18 protein-coding genes are annotated in these 20142 nt (G+C 40.4%); 3 read left to right on the top strand and 15 right to left on the bottom strand.

Features of this window, described 5'->3' with window-relative positions; genetic code table 11:
* Positions 1-2: 2 nt before the first annotated feature.
* From SYN7502_RS06430 to SYN7502_RS06445, 4 genes are all read right to left on the bottom strand, one after another.
* On the bottom strand, positions 3-1658 hold the full coding sequence (locus tag SYN7502_RS06430) for an HD domain-containing phosphohydrolase (protein WP_015168061.1): 1656 nt from the start codon (positions 1656-1658) through the stop codon (positions 3-5).
* Between the two features lie 106 nt (positions 1659-1764).
* Positions 1765-2526 carry a pentapeptide repeat-containing protein gene (locus SYN7502_RS06435; RefSeq protein WP_015168062.1) on the bottom strand — a complete coding sequence of 254 codons (762 nt, stop codon included), beginning with the start codon at positions 2524-2526 and terminating at the stop codon, positions 1765-1767.
* Positions 2527-2529: 3 nt separating this feature from the next.
* Positions 2530-3171: a bacterial microcompartment protein gene (locus SYN7502_RS06440; protein ID WP_015168063.1), complete on the bottom strand. Its 642-nt coding sequence runs from the start codon at positions 3169-3171 to the stop codon at positions 2530-2532.
* A 96-nt stretch (positions 3172-3267) separates the two neighbouring features.
* Entirely contained in the window at positions 3268-3483 is a 216-nt protein-coding gene (locus SYN7502_RS06445; RefSeq protein ID WP_015168064.1) for a DUF2997 domain-containing protein, read from the bottom strand.
* A gap of 13 nt (positions 3484-3496) precedes the next feature.
* On the opposite strand from SYN7502_RS06445, the gene SYN7502_RS21350 reads away from it, so the two are divergent.
* On the top strand, positions 3497-3595 hold the full coding sequence (locus SYN7502_RS21350; RefSeq protein WP_071880360.1) for a DUF4351 domain-containing protein: 99 nt from the start codon (positions 3497-3499) through the stop codon (positions 3593-3595).
* 44 nt (positions 3596-3639) lie between these two features.
* Here the strand turns inward: SYN7502_RS21350 and SYN7502_RS06450 are convergent, their stop codons facing one another.
* Both SYN7502_RS06450 and SYN7502_RS06455 read right to left on the bottom strand, forming a co-directional pair.
* The gene (locus SYN7502_RS06450) at positions 3640-4269 is read right to left on the bottom strand and encodes a Uma2 family endonuclease (protein ID WP_015168065.1); all 630 of its coding nucleotides are present in this window, start codon (positions 4267-4269) and stop codon (positions 3640-3642) included.
* 91 nt (positions 4270-4360) lie between these two features.
* Entirely contained in the window at positions 4361-7909 is a 3549-nt protein-coding gene (locus tag SYN7502_RS06455; RefSeq protein WP_015168066.1) for a WD40 domain-containing protein, read from the bottom strand.
* Between the two features lie 197 nt (positions 7910-8106).
* On the opposite strand from SYN7502_RS06455, the gene SYN7502_RS20135 reads away from it, so the two are divergent.
* A complete protein-coding gene (locus SYN7502_RS20135; protein WP_015168067.1) occupies positions 8107-8247 on the top strand; it encodes a hypothetical protein in 141 nt (46 codons plus the stop codon).
* Positions 8248-8341: 94 nt separating this feature from the next.
* Here the strand turns inward: SYN7502_RS20135 and SYN7502_RS06460 are convergent, their stop codons facing one another.
* From SYN7502_RS06460 to SYN7502_RS06480, 5 genes are all read right to left on the bottom strand, one after another.
* The gene (locus SYN7502_RS06460) at positions 8342-9298 is read right to left on the bottom strand and encodes a nucleotidyltransferase family protein (RefSeq protein ID WP_015168068.1); all 957 of its coding nucleotides are present in this window, start codon (positions 9296-9298) and stop codon (positions 8342-8344) included.
* Positions 9299-9411: 113 nt separating this feature from the next.
* Positions 9412-10338, bottom strand: a complete 927-nt coding sequence (cruF, locus tag SYN7502_RS06465) for a gamma-carotene 1'-hydroxylase CruF (RefSeq protein WP_015168069.1) — start codon at positions 10336-10338, stop codon at positions 9412-9414.
* 196 nt (positions 10339-10534) lie between these two features.
* Positions 10535-11764 carry a tryptophan synthase subunit beta gene (gene trpB / locus SYN7502_RS06470; protein WP_015168070.1) on the bottom strand — a complete coding sequence of 410 codons (1230 nt, stop codon included), beginning with the start codon at positions 11762-11764 and terminating at the stop codon, positions 10535-10537.
* Positions 11765-12022: 258 nt separating this feature from the next.
* Positions 12023-12337 carry a DUF3155 domain-containing protein gene (locus SYN7502_RS06475; RefSeq protein ID WP_041430008.1) on the bottom strand — a complete coding sequence of 105 codons (315 nt, stop codon included), beginning with the start codon at positions 12335-12337 and terminating at the stop codon, positions 12023-12025.
* A 135-nt stretch (positions 12338-12472) separates the two neighbouring features.
* Positions 12473-13387 carry a YybH family protein gene (locus tag SYN7502_RS06480; RefSeq protein WP_015168072.1) on the bottom strand — a complete coding sequence of 305 codons (915 nt, stop codon included), beginning with the start codon at positions 13385-13387 and terminating at the stop codon, positions 12473-12475.
* A gap of 177 nt (positions 13388-13564) precedes the next feature.
* Between SYN7502_RS06480 and SYN7502_RS06485 the strand changes: the two genes are divergently transcribed.
* Positions 13565-15184, top strand: coding sequence for an NADP-dependent glyceraldehyde-3-phosphate dehydrogenase (locus tag SYN7502_RS06485; protein ID WP_015168073.1), 1620 nt, complete (start codon positions 13565-13567; stop codon positions 15182-15184).
* Positions 15185-15287: 103 nt separating this feature from the next.
* Here SYN7502_RS06485 and tyrS read toward each other — a convergent pair whose 3' ends face one another.
* From tyrS to SYN7502_RS06505, 4 genes are all read right to left on the bottom strand, one after another.
* Complete coding sequence (gene tyrS, locus SYN7502_RS06490; protein ID WP_015168074.1) at positions 15288-16496, bottom strand: tyrosine--tRNA ligase; 1209 nt, start codon at positions 16494-16496, stop codon at positions 15288-15290.
* A gap of 115 nt (positions 16497-16611) precedes the next feature.
* Positions 16612-18054: a hypothetical protein gene (locus SYN7502_RS06495; RefSeq protein ID WP_015168075.1), complete on the bottom strand. Its 1443-nt coding sequence runs from the start codon at positions 18052-18054 to the stop codon at positions 16612-16614.
* A 64-nt stretch (positions 18055-18118) separates the two neighbouring features.
* On the bottom strand, positions 18119-19105 hold the full coding sequence (locus SYN7502_RS06500; RefSeq protein ID WP_015168076.1) for a sulfate/molybdate ABC transporter ATP-binding protein: 987 nt from the start codon (positions 19103-19105) through the stop codon (positions 18119-18121).
* 55 nt (positions 19106-19160) lie between these two features.
* Complete coding sequence (locus SYN7502_RS06505; RefSeq protein WP_015168077.1) at positions 19161-20108, bottom strand: Npun_F2552 family protein; 948 nt, start codon at positions 20106-20108, stop codon at positions 19161-19163.
* Between the last annotated feature and the right edge of the window lie 34 nt (positions 20109-20142).

Consider the following 20142-nt stretch of genomic DNA (forward strand, 5'->3'; position numbering starts at 1 on the left):
TTTTAAGTGGATGGCGTGTAACCTGGAATTTTTGTTAAATCGACATCATCAATTTGATCGGTAGCAATAAACTCTTCAGCGTACTTGAGATAAACTTTCTCGTTAATAAATAAATCAAATAGGTCGGGATCGATATGGGAATTAAGCTTCATTTTGCCAAGGATGTGCAAGCATTCAGTTAAGGTTTTCCCTTTTTTATAGGGGCGATCTGTGGCACTTAATGCCTCAAAGATGTCAGCAATCCCCATCATCCGCGCAGGAATAGACATTTGCTCCCTAGTTAATCCTCTCGGATAGCCCTTGCCATCCATCCGTTCATGGTGTCCGCTTGCATACTCCGGGACACGGCGTAGGTTCTTGGGATAGGGTAATGCCTCTAACATTTCAATGGTCACTTTCATGTGATCGTTAATAATCTGTCGCTCTTCATTGGTCAGCGTACCGAAGGTAATATCAAGGTTATAAAATTCATCCTCAGTTAAAAATGGGACATCTTCACCATGCTCATTGATCCATCGGTATTTCTGCATTTCTCGCAATCTAGCTTTATCCTGATCTGACATTCTTTCGCTGCCAATATTACAAAATCGGAGAAACTGGCGATCGCTCTCTAGCTGCTGTAGATAGTTTTGATGATTTATCTCTAGTTCAGATAGGGTTTCAGTTAGGGGTGTGGTCTGGTCATGCCCTTCTAAAATTGCTATTTTTTCCTTTAAGTATTTGATCTCGGCATCTCGCTTTAAAACCTCAAATCTTGTATCAATTAAGTGAATGCGATCGTAAATGGTTTCTAATTTTGTTGCCTTATCGACAATATGCACAGGAGTGACCACCTTACCGCAGTCATGGAGCAATCCCGCAATTTTAAGTTCGTACAGTTCTTCCTCGGTCATCTTAAAATCTTTAAAAATGCCTTGATCAGTCTCACAGGCAGCTTGGGCTAAAAGCATAGTTAAGACTGGAACGCGCCGACAGTGACCACCTGTATAGGGAGATTTATCGTCGATCGCCTTAGCAATTAAGCCAATGAAAGACTCAAACAGTAATCTAAATTCTTCCACTAGTTCTCGATTAGTTAAAGCCACTGCCGCTTGGGAAGCCAGTGATTCTGCTAGGTGTTGTGACTGTTGGGAAAAGGGAATAATTTCTTGGGTATTTGGATCAATGGCATTAATTAATTGCAGTACACCAATGATTTCATTTTCATGATTTTTCATGGGTACGGTTAAAAAAGATTTAGAGCGATAGCCAGTTTGCTGATCAAAGGCTCTAGTTCCCGAAAAGTCAAAACCTTCAGCCGTATAAGCATCGGGAATATTAATAGTTTTGCGGTGAATGGCACTATAGGCAGCAATCATAGAACTATTGGGGGTGCGATCGCCGTGATAGAGAGGAATTGGTCCAAGGGGAATGGATTTGCCAGTGGTTCCGCCCATTTTAATCCCAAGGGAGTCGGTAATCATGATCTCAAATTTAAGTTTCCGTTCTAGGGCATCTTGATCTTTTGTCACCATGTATAGGGTACCGCCATCAGCATTCGTCAGACTTTTTGCTCCCATGACGATCATTTCAATTAATGATTTTGGATCTGTCTCTGCAGAGAGGGCAATCCCGATCGCATTTAATTTTGCAAAACGTTCTATATAGTCTTCATTCATGATCTTTGTTATTACCCTAATCCTTAGACTACCGATCTATTTCCAAATTTCTGCTACCTTTGTATATCTTAATTTTGTTAATTTTTTAGGCTGCTTTTAAATACTATTAATTAAGGCTTGGCATAACTGCATATCCAGTATTTGCTCCCTGTAGATTAACCTTAGTCAGATCGGTATAACTCAGATTGGCTTTGAGTAAGTTTGCCCACCGCAGATCAGTTTTGTAAAAAATAGCCCCACTCAGGTTAGCAGCAACTAAATTAGCGTGACATAAATGGGTTTGCCACAGCTTTGTTTTACTTAAATTAGCCTTATACATATTAGTACTACTCAATTCAGCTTGGTATAGGTTTGCCCCAGTCAGATTAGTTTCCGCAAAATTGGCGGCGATCGCCACGGAGTTACTCAAATCAGTACGAGTTAAGTCCGCATCCATGAGGTCAGCATCCCTTAGGTTCGTATCACTGAGGTCAGTGCCAATTAGGTTAGCACCGCTCAGATCAGCATCTTGAAGATTGGCATATTTAAGACTGGCTCCAATCAGGTTAGTACTGCGGCAATTAACCTTGGTTAAATCAGCATGATCGAGATTGGCATTAATAAGTTCAGCAGCTTGAAAATTAGCATTAATCAGTTTGGCACCATTGAGGTTTACCTGTGTAAGTGCAGCATGACTAAGATTAGCAGCAATTAAAATTGTGTTTTGGAGATTTGCCCGTACAAGGTTAACTCCCTGAAGATTAGCACCGCGCAAATTAACTCCACTTAAATCAGCATCACTCAGATCGGGAATAATGTCTGGATTTTGCGATCGCCACTTCAACCAAGTTACTGCCCCCCGCTGTAATATTGCCAAGTGTTGTGCCATGACCTATTCCCTACGCATGGTTCCCATATTTTCTCTACCCGGTGCATTAGCGATCGCATCTAGGGCAGCCCTCGATCCCGCAATAATATCTCGCTCTTCACCCCCTAGGTAAAGCCGACCAAAGCTACCAACGGCGGAAATTTGCAAAATATTAATTAAAGCCCCCTTCTCAGCTTCATTGGCGGCTAAAGCAGCATAGGCAGCAGGTTCTACTTCTAACACATATAAAGTTTGCCCCGCTAAAATCATCTGTCCCCGACGGCTACGATTAATTAATTGGGTTTGGTGAGCATCAATATTCCGAATAATCTGGCTAGAAATCACCCGTGGCTTGATGCAGTCTTGGCGACTAACGCCGATCGCTTCTAAAATTGCTTTACCTGCGGCATGAACTTCTCCTTGACGACTGGCATGAACTTCCATTAAGCCATAGAGTCTTTCGACAAACTGAACACCCGGACGGACAGCAGCAGACTTCAGAGCAATATCCATAATCCGCATAATTTCAATGCCGGGGGAAATCTCAATCCATAAAGAGGCATCACCGGGTAGAGGTAAAAAACCCTGTGCTTCAGTTCCCAAATAGGCGGCATGCTGGGGCTGTAAATTATCCAAATAAACGTAGCTACGGAGGTCTATACCCACAAAATCACAGATTACAAACGTTAGGTTACCCCAGTATATATTAGTTCAGCTATCAGATACGGACAGGGCAACCCATCATAAACCTCAGCTTAGAGCCTAGATTTGATTTTTTAGATTCACACTTTCTTGACTCACCAATAAATCATTAACCTCAAAATATTCAGGTAGTAATTCCCGTTGCTGGACTTGTCCCAGTTCAAGCTCGATCGCCGCACTACTCTCTATACAATCACTACCACTACCATTAATTACCCTTTCTGTAATCTTGCCATCGGGAGCAATCAAATACTCAATTTTTAGATATTTAGTCATAAATTACCTATGAATTTCTAGTTTACCCTTGACTGTGGTTGAAGATTTGAGTGAGGCACTTTTAGATTTTACGAACTTGTTTAATTTAAATGTTTGGTTAGCAGGTAGATGAATTAAACCCTTAGCTAATTTTGTGCAAAATAATTGTTCTATTTGCTAGAGATAGATCGTTCCAGTCTGAAAAATCTGAGTAGCGGTGAGATTTAATTCGGGAAAGGTTTGAGAAATTAGGCGATCGCTACCTTGAAATTTACTAACTTGATATTCTGCATCCACTAAGTTACACACTGAGATAGTCGGTTGTTTGGGATTACCAATAAAATTACGTCCACCTAGGGCGGCATAATCAATAATCCAATATTCAGGAATTCCCATTTCCTCAAAATCGGCATATTTTAAGTAGTAATCATCTCGCCAGTTGGTGGAGACAATTTCAATAGCTAAGGGGATTGATGCAGCCTGACTTAGAATCGATTCTTTTTTCCATAATTTTTCGTTATGCAGATTGGCACGATTTACCACCAATAAATCTGGAAAATATCCTGAATCTTTACCTTCAGGTCTGACTATAACCTGGTTAGGAATACCAAAAGGTAATCCCAATCGCTTAACTTCAACAGAAATTTCGACGGTCAAAAATCCTTTGATTTCTTCGTGATCGCCAACTGGTTGAGCCATTTCAATAATATTTCCGTTACGAAGTTCGTAACGTACTCCAGTGTTTTCGGGGAGCCAATCGACAAATTCCGCAAAGGTGGTAACTTTAGGTAGGGTTTGGAGGATCATGGCTTTTGAGGATTGTTAAGGATAAGAGAAGTGATTTCCTTAGCTTCGTATATACTATCTAATTTTTCTGAGTGATCTGTAAAAAAACGGATTAGGTTATTTCTACTGCTCCCAGACCTTTTAGAGTAGCTTGTTGGGCAGATGTAATTCCAGTTGCTCCCGTAATATTCATCCCCTCATAAATACGTTGGGGGCGCAATACCTTAAGACATTCGCCAGTGTCAGTATTCCATAACCGAATTGTATCGTCATAACTACAGCTAGCTAATTGATGAAGCTGAGCAGGATCATAGGCAATACCAGTAACTGAGCCTATATGCCCCTCTAAAATTCTGATGCATTCCCCAGTAGCTACCTCCCAAATACGGATAGTAAGATCATTACTGGAGCTAGATAAATAGGCTCCATCGGGGCTAAATTTTACGGCATTAATCGTACTCGCGTGACCTTTCAAAACTTGAAGACATTCACCAGTTTCAATATGCCAAAGACGGATGGTCTTATCTTCACTACCACTGGCTAAAATCTCGCCTTGGGGATGAAAATCAACCGACCAGATGTGACTAGAATGCCCTTGGAGCGTTTGATGACAAGTTCCAGTTTTGATATCCCAAACTCTAAGATCGGTAGAATCGTGGCAAGCACTAGCAAGTAAGTGCCCTTGGGGATGAAAGTCTAAATTAACGATGATGCTTCCTTGAACTGTCATAAAAGATTGCACCAGTTCCCTAGTCCGATAGTTCCAGAGGCGAATCATGGCATCGCTACTACCACTAGCAAGGATATCTTCATGGAAGGCGATCGCCACAATAAATGCGAAGTCTTTTTGTAATGGAGGTGGCAGTTCTTGGATATGGTTATTATTTACTACATTCCACAACTTGAGTGTACCGTCTGTACTGCAACTAGCTATTATATTGCCTTGGGGAGGAAATACTATACGCCATATAGACATGGCATGACCTGTAATAGTACTCAAACATTGATTGCTGGTAATATCCCATAACCGAATTTTGCGATCGTCACCACTGCTAGCTAAGAGATTTCCTTCTGAATGAAAAGCCAGAGTTTTAAATGCTTTGGGAATACTATTAAGGGTTCTCAGGGCTTGCCCAGACTCAACATCCCAAAATTTTAGCTCCCCTCCATAGTCGCCACTAATCAGAATTTTGCCCGTGGAATCTAAGGCGATCGCACCAATATTATTGAGTCTCTGTAGAACTCTAGAACATTGCCAATTGTCTTGTGGGGCTATCTCCCAAAACTTTATGGTTGAGTCAAAAGAGCCACTAATAATAAGTTGATCGTCAGGACTGAATATTACCCCGCTAATAACGGCAGTATGTGCCTGGATGGTTTGGATGCAGGAAGCAGTTTGCACATCCCAAACTTTCATTAACTGATCAAAGCTACCACTGACCAACTTTGTACCTTCAGCATTAAAAGAGAGCGACCACACGACTTGAGTATGTCCAATCAAAGTCTCAATACATTCACCAGTAGTTAGATCCCATATTTTAATTGTCAAGTCAAAACTGCTACTTGCTAATAGTGTGCCATAGGGTTGAAACGCTATATCTCTTACCTGTGCAGTATGACCCGTCAACTTTTGCAGCAGTCGCTTGGTAGCCAAATCCCAGAGTAAGATTGATCCATCTTCACCACTATAGGCAAGTATTTTGCCATCACTACTGAGGGCAATCCCATAAATATCTGCTGAAGACTGCCATGATTCCAAGCATTCGCCAGTGCTAATATCCCAGATTTTAATATGTTTATCGAAGCTACCACTAATTAATCTGCGGCTATCAGGGGTAAAAACAAGTCCAATCACATAACTATCATGGGCTTTAAGATTCAGTACATTTTGACCACTGCCCACTTGCCAGATGGAAATGCTACCGTCATTACAAGAATTAGCTACCAGTCGATCATCTGGGCTGACAACTATTTTATGAATTTCCCCGATCGCTTCGGCAAACATAGAAGTCGCAAGATTAGCGTGAGATAGATTAACCTGATGTAGTGAAACATCTCTTAGATCGGCTTGACGAATACTTAGCCCCGATACATCTAAGCCCGTTAAATCTGCTTGCAGATGACAGAGCAAATTTAAGCAGTTTCCCGCGCCATAGCTTGTAGCAGAAGATGAATTAGAAGATAAATTTTGCAGGATTTGTTTAATGGTCAGAGCGATCGCCTGTTCTCCACCCAAGTCTTCTTGGAGCATCACCAACAGAGGCTGCATGATCATGCGAATTTGACTTTCGCGCACATAATCCTTAGCCTGAGCTTTGATTAGGGCATAGCGTAGAAACAATTGAGGTGTTTGGTTACTTATTTCAGTCCTTACCGCAGTTAATAGCTTTTCGATCATGTATTCCATCACCACGGGTTGCTGGGTAAACTTCCCTTTGTTCTTTTCGATCAGCGATCGCCCTTGCAAGTATTCTAAAGATTCTAGAAGCCGAGGTGTAGAGATGGTAGGGGAAAAATCCCCTTGAAGCTCTACCACAGATACCCATTCTCGATTAATTGCCAACCCAAACATAATCTGCTTTTCCACATCTGAAAGGCGATCTAACTGCCGATCCAGTAACTTTCTGATGCCATTAAAGACGGCTGCACCTTGGTTAAAGAATTCTGAAATCTGACCATCAAACAATTCCAAAATAGAAGTCGAAATTATCTTTAAAGCAAGGGGATTTCCTGCATATAAATCAATTAATTGCTGCCCTTTATCCATCGTTAGAGGTAATCCTTTATCTTCCAAAATTGCCATCCCTTCTGCGATCGCTAGTCCCCGCAATGGCAACACCCGAATCGGTAAACTTTCCCCTGCCAAAATCGCTACTTCTTCAATTTGTTCACGACTGGTTAATAAAACACAGCTTTGATGGGAGCGTTCAGAAACCTCTCTAAATAAGTCTCCGTAAGCTTCATAACCTTCTAAATATTGGCGTGGTTTAGCACTGAGTAAAATTGACTCCACATTATCTAAAATCAATAAACAGCGATGTTGTTGCAAATAGTGAATCAGTCTGGGAATATGAGTAGTGGGCGCAATTTGGATTTCTTGTTGTTTGGAGAGTAAAGCAATAATTTCCGCTAATAGAAGCTCAAATATTGGAGCATTTCGCAGCGATCGCCAAATCACATATTCAAATTCACCCTGAAGCTGTTCAGCTAGCTTTAACGACAGCGCAGTTTTACCAATGCCCCCGATGCCTAAGATTGTGACTACCCGAGAGCGATCGCGTTCAATCCATTGGTTCAGTTTTTGTAATTCTGCCTTGCGTCCATAAAACTGGGAAATATCGATCGCCTCTCCCCAACTTATATTTTGGTGGGCAGAATTTACGGGTAAAGAGACATTTTTATCTTTTTGGCGCTCGGCATATCTTTTTAATACGCCATGAATATTACTTTTGGTGACTTTTTCATTTAAGGCTGTAGAAAGCGATCGCCAAAGTTCCGAACCAACATCTTTAATATAACTAGGATCATATCCTGCATTTACAGAAATATTTAGGTAGGTCTGTCCTTCCCAAGTCTGACGGAATACAATCTCTTGAACTTTTGTTAAACGTCCTCGCTCTAATAATTGCTCAACTAGGGCGATCGCTTCTCCAATTCTCATTTATAAGTACCAGAACGCAAGCTTTTTGACCATATTCCCATAAATATTCTCAAAAATATCTGATTATATTAAGAAATTTTGCGCAAATATCCTACTTTTTTCCTACCCATGCAATTGATGGGCTGTAGTTAAATAATCCATAGAATCGGACTTTAAATATACCTAATTAACCTCAAGCAAAATAGAGAAGTTAAATCATGGCGCTGGTAAGTTTTAGCAAAAAAGCTGTTGATGAATATTTAGATACATTTACAGATCATGTCAATGAGGGATCAAGTCCCTATGACGAGAATAATAGTAATTCCAGCCAAAACGAAGTGATCGAAACTGAAGAGTAAATAAATTTCTGTTTAGTAAAACTTTTAGGGGCTTTAACACATAAAAAGCCCCATTTATCTTGTTTAGGAATAGCAATCTTAAATTTGATCCGAACTAAAGCAGCATAGAACCATTGGCATAAATTCCCGAACTAATACCACGATTAACTAAGCAATTTGCCCCAATAACTGTATTAGCTGGAATCATGGCATTACTTAAAATATAACTGCGATCGCCAATAAAACATGGAGACTCTAACTTGGCATCGGGATGAACTTCGGCTCGATTAGCTATCCAAATCCCCGCACTCGGACTATGGGCGATCGATCCTAAATCGTAGGGAATTAATTCCTGTAAAATATCGATATGAGCTTGATAATATTTTTGCGGCGTACCCAAATCCATCCAATAGCCATCAGAGACAAAGCCCATCATTTTTAAGCCCTGTTTCAAAGCCTCTGGAAATACTACTCTTTCAAAACTAAGAGGCTCACCCACGGGATAATCGGTAAAAACCCTAGGCTCAATGACATAGGTGCCAGCATTGATCGTATTAATTCCTTTTGCAAGAAAATCTACAGCTTGCGCGGGGGTTGGTTTTTCTCGAAATGCTAAGACTTGTGAATTTTGATCTAATTCGACTAAACCAAAGGGGGTAATGTCCTCAACAGTCTTAAGCGCAAGGGTAACAGCAGCTTGGTTAGTTTGGTGAAATTTAATCAACTCCGCTAAATTTAAATCTGTGAGAATATCGGCATTAAAAATAATTAGGGACTCACCCGTGAAATATGGTTCTGCTAATTTAATTGCCCCTGCGGTATCTAAAGGTGTAGATTCTTCAATGTAGCGAATTTGGACTCCAAAGCGATCGCCATCCCTAAAATAATTAACCACTTGATGCGCTTGGTAATGCACATTGATCAAAATATCCGTAATACCCACAGCCCTGCAGCGACTGACCATCCATTCTAAAAATGGGCGATCTAAAAGAGGTAACATGGGCTTAGGGCATCCAAAGGTTAGGGGCTTTAGCCTTGTACCTTTACCACCAGCAATAATTATGGCTTGCATACTTTAGGGTATTCAAAGGATATTGGGAGGGTAGGTTCTTCAAATAGCTTACTACCCATTAGCTTCAAGATTTTCTCACAAAACTTCTTGTAAAGCTTCTATTTGCTCCATATTCATTTTTTAGGACTTAGAGCCGTTATTTGTAATTCAGGAGTCGAGATAATTGAATTTGCCGATTTAGGCGTGAATACCAATGGAAGAGTCAAATCTTGATCTGGAGCTAATTTCCATAAACCCAAGACTGGAGCAACGCCTAATAACAAGCCTAGCAATACGGGGATATAAATTCCTGCGGATAAGCTCAATACCAAAGCAAAGGTAAAGTTACCCAGATACATAACTACGGGGAAAGTAAGTTGTTGCTTAGTTAATACGGGCTGAGAATCCTTACCACCCATAATTGCGGCAACAGTCATAAATAAGGCACCTGTTCCCATCCATCCCGCAAAGTTTTGCAAAGGCATACCAAAAAATGCGCCATACTGTCCCCATTCCCAGAAAGGATAACGGGCTTGGCTCATGGCTGGATCAAGCACAAAATCCCAAGAAGTTAACATCAATGCCCCAAGGGCGATCGCCTCTAATCTGTGCATCCAATGATTACCGTAACGCAAAGACACATTGGCAATTACAAAGCACACAAACCCCATATAAAACCACGAAAGCGGAATCGTAAATGGCACTAAATCATTAATTTTTGCCCCCAGTCCACTGAGATAACCATACTTACCAAAGGGAAAGCCTGTACTTGTTCCCAGTAATTCGCTGGTCAAAGAAATACCGACAGAGGGAATTAAAAATGTTAGTAGTCGCTTTGCCCCTAGGGTTTTCCACCCATAGATTGAAACTGCGATCGCCCCCACAATCATATAAAAAGCACCGCCACCTGACATCCCAAAGGAGAAAATTTGTAAGCCTAATTCAGAGAGATTTTCAATAAATTCAGGATGGGGCAGCACTAACAGTAACCCTGCCAGACCAAAAAGCATAGCTGATAGGTGAATCGATAAAGCCAGCCATTGTGTTGTTACGCGCCTCATCACACAAACTCCATGAGATTAATAGTTTTAATGGTTATAATTCTAGTCTCAACTAATTGTTTAGATTTACTAATGGTTTAGATCATTCTAGGCACTAGATACTAACTAGATTACTTATGAGTATAAACGACTAACTTTTAGTTGGCACCCTTGATTGTAAATACGCTCAAGCTTAATCTAAAGTTTTAATCTAAAGTTAAATGGCATTAATTACAGTTTGGACATCCTTATCTCCTCGCCCTGAACAATTAAGTACCACCTTAAGATCAGAACTTAACTGCGGCATTAGAGTCTCTAGGTAGGCGATCGCATGGGCAGTTTCTAGGGCAGGAATAATTCCTTCTAACTTAGATAAACGCTGAAAAGCATCTAGTGCCTCACGATCGGTAACACTGTAATACTCAGCCCGACCTAAGTCCTTGAGATAACTATGTTCTGGTCCCACGCCCGGATAATCTAAGCCTGCACTAATCGAATGTGCCTCTTGGACTTGACCATCTTGATCTTGCAGTAAATAGCTCATTGCTCCATGCAGAACCCCAACTCGACCTTGGGTTAAAGTTGCAGCGTGCATATCTGTGTTTACCCCCTGTCCTGCTGCCTCAATACCGATTAATCTCACCGTAGACTCATCCACAAATTCATGGAACAAGCCCATAGCATTAGAGCCACCGCCCACACAGGCAATCAATATATTAGGTAAGCCCTGCCATTTTTCCCAACATTGCTGACGGGTTTCTCGACCAATTACAGCATGGAAATCACGAACTAGCATCGGATAGGGATGAGGTCCTGCCACTGAGCCAAGAATATAGTGGGTGGTTTCTACGTTAGTAACCCAATCTCGAATTGCTTCCGAGGTTGCATCCTTAAGGGTACCAGTTCCTGATGCCACAGGTGATACCGTTGCTCCCATTAAGCGCATTCTAAAGACATTTAATGCCTGACGCTCCATGTCATGGACACCCATGTAGATCACGCACTCTAGTCCAAATCTAGCGCAAACCGTTGCTGTTGCTACGCCATGCTGTCCCGCCCCTGTTTCAGCAATGATCCGCTTTTTTCCCATTCTGACTGCTAAAAGAGCCTGAGCGAGGGCATTATTAATTTTATGTGCGCCTGTGTGATTCAGGTCTTCTCGTTTGAGATAAATCTGAGCCGTACCGTAGTGAGCCGTTAGGCGTTCTGCTAAATATAAGGGGCTAGGTCTGCCCACATAATCCTTTAAATAACCATCTAGCTCTTTGATAAAATCGGGGTCTTGTTGATAATGCTTAGCTGCTATTTCTAACTCACTGAGAGCACTCATCAGGGTTTCAGGTACATATTTACCACCAAATTTGCCAAATCTGCCTAAGCGATCAGGGCGACTTCCTAATATCTCGGTTGCTGGTTTGGAGGTAGGAGCAAGAGGGGTTATGGTCATGATTATGTAAGTTTTTTGTTTGAATATTATAACTGAACCAAATTTTTTTGCCTCTCAAATACAGTCTTTTATTACAGAGTACAGGGGCATAGTCCACCCACTCCCAGCACTATAATCTTTCGCTGGGAAGGGAGTAATAGCCAAAAAAATTCCACAACCGATCAGCTTGTTCGAGCTTGACATCGTGTGGAATATGAAAAATATAAAAGTAAAATAATATGGATTAACTTAGATATTAATGTAGTCGAGCAGTAAAACTTAGCGCATACTCGCCACCATCTCAAATTCTTCTCTTTCTTCAGGAGGCTTTAAGCTGGGGAATAAAAAATGATTTTCTTCAACATACTGCGCCCCAAATAGTCCCTTTTCCGCCCAGAAATAGCGATCAGTGGTATGTTCGTTACGTCTTACCAAAAGTAGTGCTGGTGGCAATATTCCCGCCGAGTGGATAAACTTACGAGCCGCAGTAACTGGCTTGTCTTCACCACTGTCAATATTAAACTGAGGAATATGCTCCAGAATCTTACGCCCTTCTTGGCGACGTCTGCTTTTGCGCTTGCGTCTTCTTGCCAACTTCATTACCTCCTATTACAACTCTTGTATGTGATTAGGATTACAAAACCGAGTGCATTATACTGAACTTTTCCCTGAAATTTCAAACTTTCTTTACAAATGTTAGTTTGTCTACGCTTAGTCTATGGGCAAAATTTACGAAAGACTCGTTTGCTTTTTAGGCTGAGATGGCACTCTAATCCTGATGGAACCAGTTTCAGGCAAAGGGGTATATTGCCCACCCACAAAGTCTTTGCTTACCCGTAACCTTTGGCTATTAATAGCTATACCATTTTCCCGTACTAGCACCACTGAAATCCAGCGATCGCCCTCAGTATAAGGAGCCTGTCCAATTTTGAATATGCCTCCCGATCTCAATGCTTCTAAGTCAATGGTGGTATCCTTAATATAGTTGGACGGATTAACTTTTTCCTCAACTACAGCACCTAATAATAAACTAGCTTCTAAGGGTTCGGTCACGATCGCATCGAGGGCATACTGTCTACCAATACCAATTACTTCAGGTAAGCGTAGTTCCACGGAAGGTGGCTTTTCCCCAGAGGTTAAAGAACTTTTTTCTGAGAGAATATCTTGGTGTACGATTTGCCAGCCATCACTTTTGTTTTGATAGACTTGAACTGAAGTTAAATTTGCCAACAGCTTAAATTGCGACTGCCCCTGTCCTTGAATTCCTCTAATTTGCGTATTAGTTTCTACTCTATAGGTTTCCCCCTTAGGTTCAATCTTAATGATTTCGGTGCGGTATTGCAGGTCTTTATATCTTTGCCACAATGCTTCTAGGGATTCTCGCAACTTTTGCTTTGTCAGCCCATCCCCGTGGGTAAATTCATCGGGATAGTATTTCATCACTGCACCTATGTCTCGTTTGTTGGCAGCACTATCAAGGTTAGAGATCGCATTGACCAAGCCCTGAGGAGCAGTAATAGATTTAATGGGAGCAGCAGAAACAGAATTATCTAGGGAATTAAATACGGGATTAATAAAAATACAAGAAATACTAGCGATCGCAGCAGAAGCAACTAGGATTTGAATTGGAATCAGTTTAGGCATCTATTTTTAGGACAGATTGAGACAGATTTTAGACAGGACCATTTTTAGTGCAGATGCGATCTAGGGTAACGCATAATTCTATTTTAGACCATGAACTATTTAGTCAACCTTAAAGACTGGGTTAGTTATAAATATAGATGGGAATATCTAAATGCAGTCTTAGTAAAATGATCAGTCATGAAGTTAGATCAAATTCAATCAATATTTCCAGACGAAGCAACTATTCCTCCTGAATTTCAGCTTGGTACACCGATTACCCAAAGAGAATACCTGATTAATGGTGAACTCCGCTATTGGCAGGGCGATTTACAGCAAGCCCGATCACCTATTTATGTTAAAACCGCCGCAGGACTATCATCAAAAATTATTGGCGAGTTTCCTTCCCTAACCGCAAGAGAGTCACTACAAGCCTTAGATGCTGCTGTTAATGCCTACAATTCAGGTCGAGGGGTTTGGCCCACCATGTCCGTAGCGCAGAGAATCGAGCATATTCAAGAGTTTACCTATCGCATGGGTGAAAAAAGAACGGAAATTGTCAAATTATTAATGTGGGAAATTGGTAAGTCCTATCAGGATTCAGCCAAGGAATTTGATCGAACCATTGATTATATAGGTGCCACCATCGATGCCCTTAAGGATTTAGACAGAGCGTCGTCACGGTTTGTGATTGAAGAGGGAATTATTGGACAAATTCGGCGATCGCCCCTAGGCGTAGCTTTATGTATGGGTCCTTGCAACTATCCCCTGAATGAAACCTTTAGTATTTTTATTCCTGCCTTAATCATGGGCAACACGGTGGTATTCAAGCCACCCAGACCTGGGGTCATGCTTTACTATCCTTTATTAGAAGCTTTTCGGGATTGTTTCCCCCCCGGTGTAGTCAATACAGTTTATGGACAGGGCAGTGTGATCATTCCGCCACTTATGCCTACGGGTAAAGTTGATATTCTCGGATTTATTGGTTCGAGTCGAGCCGCAAATGACCTAAAAAAGCTGCATCCCCGTTTACACCGCCTCCGTTGCGCCTTGGGTTTAGAAGCTAAAAATCCTGGTGTGGTTCTAGCAGATGCCGATTTAGAGCTAGCGGTCAAGGAATGTCTGCTAGGTACTCTTTCTTATAATGGACAACGATGTACAGCCTTAAAAATCCTATTTGTGCACCGAGATATTGTCGATGCGTTCCTAGAAAAATTTACCGATGGTGTGCAGAAGCTCAAATGTGGAATGCCGTGGGAGAAGGGGGTAGCAATTACGCCTTTACCAGAGGGTAAGACTAAGTATTTTACAGAACTGGTGGAAGATGCTAAGTCTCATGGGGCTGAGGTCATTAATGAAGATGGTGGAGCCGTGAATGAAACCTTTTTCTATCCTGCGGTGCTGTATCCCGCCAATGAAAATATGAAGCTATACCGAGAAGAGCAGTTTGGTCCAGTTATTCCCATTATTCCCTTTGATGATTTAGAGACCCCAATTCAATACATTGTTAATTCTGATTATGGTCAGCAGGTGAGTATTTTTGGTACCGATGCTGATTTAATTGCGAGCTTAGTTGATCCTTTGGTTAATCAAGTCTGTCGAGTTAATATTAATAGCCAATGTCAGAGGGGACCAGATAGTTTTCCCTTTAATGGTAGGAAAGATTCGGCTGAAGGAACTCTATCCGTAAGTGATGCTCTAAGAGCTTTTTCCATTCGGACGATTGTGGCAGCCAAAGATGCAACGGCAAATAAGGCAATGATCTCAAATATTGTCAGGGGACACAAGTCTAATTTCTTATCCACTAATTTTATTTTGTAGATTTAGGTAGAAATTATTTTCAGGTGGGGGCTGCTTCCACCTTTTTTTATTGGGCTTCTAGTTGAGATTTTAGTTACAGCCAAAATTATCGGTAATTAAATTATTAAATTAAACGTAAAAACTTCTTTTTCCCCACCTGTAGAACTTTTCCTGTTAACTCTTGGGCGGAGCTAAAACTAAATTCAGGATTTTGGATTTTTTGACCAGCTAAGCGCACGGCACCATTATTAATCTGGCTAAGGCTTTCACTATTACTTTTGCACAAATTACTGACTTTGAGAAGATAAAACAAAGGAACGGGGAATGTGATGCGATCAAGAGCAAATTCAGGAATTTCGCCTAGGTCTGTGGTATTGCCGGCAAGGACTATTTTTTCGGCATCCTGTTGAGCTTGGAGAGCCACTTCGAGACTGTGATATTGACTAACTATGGTTAAAGCAAGTTTTTTCTGATTTTCCCTAGGGTTAGAGGATAGGGAAGTTATATCAATATCAGTTAGTAACTCAAAGTAACTTTTAACTAAAGCGTCTGGCACTTTTTCCAGCTTGGAATACATGGATAAAGGGTCTTCGGTTAATCCCACATAGTTATCTAGGGATTTGGACATTTTCTGGACGCCATCTAAGCCTACTAATAATGGCAGTAACATCCCCAATTGTCCTTGTTTGTGTTCTTTAATTTGCAGATCACGACCGACAAGGATATTAAATTTTTGGTCAGTTCCACCTAGTTCCACATCGGAGGCGATCGCTACGGAATCATAGCCTTGCATCAACGGATAGAGAAATTCATGGAGATAAATCGGAGTTCCTTTTTCATATCTTTCTGCAAATCCTTCCTTTGCCAACATCTGTCCTACGGTCATGCTAGAGAGCAGAGTTGTAATATCTTGGAGATTAAGTTTGCCTAGCCAATCACTGTTATATCTAAGTTCTAGGCGATCGCTACTAAAATCTAAAACTTTTTTTGCCTGCTCTAAATAGGTTTGGGCATTGTGAGTTACTTCATCAGGGATAAGTCTGGGACGGGCTTCGGATTTGCCTGTGGGATCACCAATTTGGGCAGTAAAATCCCCGATAATTAAAACGGCAATATGTCCTGCATCTTGAAATTGACGTAATTTTCTTAAGGCAACGGTATGTCCTAAGTGTAAGTCGGGACGGGTGGGATCAATACCAAGTTTAATTCTGAGGGGACGATTACCTTCGTTATGCGTTCCGCCGCTCTCACTAATTCTTGCCGCTAGATTTTCATTAGCATTGTTAGGAAATACTTCGACTACACCACGTTGTAATAAATTTAGAGAATCCATATAACCAGACTAAACAACAAAATAACCCTGTGACATGAAGCTTTATTTTAATCCTAAACAATGCCAGTCTTGAACTAAATAATCGAAGCTCAAAACTATCCTTAAATCATAATAATTATTGAGGTCGTACTATCTTTAACGGTAATGGTATTACTTTAATTTTTTGATTTAGATCCGATGATTCAATAGATTTCTGAGTTACGGGTACATTTTTCAATTGAAATAAAACAGATATTTTTTCGAGTGTGAAAGGTAAGGCAGAAACAAGAATAGAGATGAACATTGCAATTAGAGCTACTAGAGTAGACATCATACCCGTATGCAAAGCTGGAGTAACCGTAAGTGATTGAAGAAGCTCAAATGACTGATCAGTCAAATTATGAATAGCCAAATAAAACTTGTTTAAGTTTTCTGGTTTATTTTTAAATACTCTAAATAATTTGTCATTTCCAGTAACTATTAACTTGGATTCGGTAATTTCTAAGCGAAATGGAGATGGGGTAGAAAATTGATCCTGATGAGTAGATATTCCCTCTTGATTACAATAAATAGATGGCAAGTTATAAAATCCATTCTCTGATTTCTCAAAATCCGAATATGCTTGAATAATTGCTTTGAAAATTGGTAAATAAAGTTTGTATTTTACAATTCTTTCAAGGCTTCTTTGGAGAGATGTAGCATATCCTATTGCTTTACCCCAAACAAATGGGTTAAGAGTCCACTTTAAAAGAGGAACTTCATGAAAGAGGCTATTTTGAATCATCAATACATCATCTCTAATTGATTTAAGCCTCTCTTCAAGATAGTTAAGATAGCGAAGAGTTTCCCAATCATGAGCAACAACTTGCCTTAAATGGGATTTATCCCCAATGAGAAAGTAGTATGTTTCACCTTGGCTATATGTTTGAACTGGCATTGTCAAAGTAACTAAATTTTGATCAATTAGAGATATGGAAAAAATAAGATGCTGTATTTGAAATCCTCCACTTAACTGAAATTTATTATCACAAAAATCAACTGAATTTGATGTAAATATCCATTCACAAAATGCAGAAATCTTTTCTGAAAATTTTTTACTTACAGATGTTGAAGGTGAGCCAGTTTGGACATTATTTAATAAATATGATGTCTCAGATTCCTTTTTTATAAATTCTATTGCTTTTTCAACAGAATAAGAGTCATTTGATATATTTTGTTCAGAAATAAAAATTAAGCCGTCAAACTCTGTCCTTATATTTGTTACAATGTGAGTATAAGCTATAAATTTTGGTAATCCAATCACTGATGGACTATCAATTATCTCAATATTTCTAAACTCTTTAGTTAGCTCTAATTCATTCTTTAAATTAATTAGCTCATTATATTTTTGTTTATAGATATAGTTGATTCTTTTTAAGTAGCTGTGAATTGGTATATCTAAAGCTGGATCATTCTGATATTTAGAAATAAATGAGTAAGCATCCTCCTCAAATGGAGTAGTTACAATAAATTCATCTCCATAGTAAATACGAAATCCTAATCTCCAAATTTCTTTGACATTAATAGGCTTAATTTCCATACTCTTTATAATCGTTCACCTTTTTATATAGATTATGATCATTTCAAGATGAATTAGTATTGTTTTAAATAGAATAACTAAGCGGGAAAGACTTGGTATCCCTCGATTCAACAAACACCTGTTGCTGTGGTTGCAGGTTTAAGATGTCAAACTGATCACGGGTTAAATGTGCCATTAATACCTGTCCATCTCCTAAAACCAGTTCAACTTGAATTTCCCAGCCCAGATGAATTAGGCGATTAATCCTTGCTGGCAGAGAATTAGGTTGGGGTGTTAACTCAATTAAAATGTCTTGGGGACGGATGAATACTTGATCTTGAGTGCCGTTGGGAGCCACAATATTTACAGGTCCAATAAAGCTCATGACAAAGGCGGTGGCGGGGCGATCATAAATTTCCTGAGGTGTGCCAATTTGTTCTACTCTGCCGTGGTTCATGATCACAATTTCATCAGAAACTTCCATTGCTTCTTCTTGATCATGGGTGACAAAGACACTAGTAACGTGAACTTCATCATGCAGTCGTCGTAACCATGCCCGTAATTCTTTGCGAACTTTGGCATCTAATGCTCCAAAGGGTTCATCTAAAAGCAAAACCTTGGGCTCTACAGCTAAAGCTCTAGCCAATGCGACTCTTTGTCTCTGTCCACCTGAGAGTTGGTTGGGATAGCGATCACCCAGTCCTTTTAACTGCACTAAATCTAATAATTCATCAACTTTGGCTTTAATGATATTCTTGGCAACCTTACGAATTTCCATCCCAAAGGCAATATTTTTGCGCACCGTTAAGTGCTTAAACAGAGCATAATGCTGAAAAACAAAACCAATGTTGCGATCTTGAACATCTTGAAAGGTAGCATCTTCACCCGTGAGAATAATTCTGCCTTGATCTGGAACTTCTAACCCTGCAATCATGCGGAGTAGAGTTGATTTACCCGATCCTGATGGTCCTAAAAGTGCAACTAGGGAACCAGTTTTAACTTCAACACTGACTTGATCTAATGCTTGAAAATTACCAAATCGCTTTGAAATGTTGTCAACAATTATACCCACTTATGCCAATTTCCAGTTACTACTTATATGTGCGGATAATTTTACTCCAGAATCCCTAGCTTTTAGCATAGGTTGCCATTGGTTCCTTAATAAACTTGATATATAAGTGTCTGAAGGTGGATTTAACAACCCGTGGAAAGCCAAAGTCAATGGGAATAATAGTTGTAGGTAGTTGCCAATCATGAATTTGCAGATTTTGAATTGATGTGCCAGCGATCGCAATTTGATTGAGATTTTGATACTTACCCACTCGCAGGGTCGGCACAAGTTCGGGATTAACCCCTAAAACTTCGATTACCACACGATCTAAGGCAAATACGTCCGTTGAAGCAGCCAGCATTCCGATGTATTTAGGTTCACCATTACTAGGTCCATTGCCTTCATGCCCAATAATGCCATCCATAATTGTTAACGATGGTGCGATCGCCTCAGCAGTTGCCACTAACATCCGTGCAAATTTACCAACATCTTTACCTGCTTCAAGGTGCCACCAAGCTTTCATTTTTCCCGGTACACATCCAAATAGATTTTTGACCCCCATCGTTACGGTTAACTGCACATGGGATTTAACCTTGGGTAAGTTAATCACAACATCGGCATCCATTGCTTCTTTACTTAGGCGCAGGTGCTGAAAATCACTTTCGGTTTGGTAACGCTGTCCATGAAATTCAACAATGGGAATATTTAACTCTTCAGCGATCGCTATTAAACCATTTGCCTTGGCGACTCCTTTAGCAGTTCCAAAGGCGGGGCTATCTCCTAAGAAAGGCTTACCTCCTACTGCTTGTACCATTTTTGCCACACAATAAATAATTTCGGGACGGGTTGTACATTCCTTTGTGGGTCGGGAACCAGTGAGCAAGTTGGGTTTTAATAGCACCCGATCGCCAGCTTTAACAATATTCGCCATGCCACCGAGCGGTTCCAATAATTGCTCTAAAGCGATTTGCAAGGACTCTAATTCATAACTAGAGGCAGACAACAGGCTAACAGTAGGTTTCATAGCAATAGTTAGAATAAGGAATATGGAGCTAGTT

The organism is Synechococcus sp. PCC 7502 (assembly GCF_000317085.1).
GTDB lineage: Bacteria > Cyanobacteriota > Cyanobacteriia > Pseudanabaenales > Pseudanabaenaceae > PCC-7502.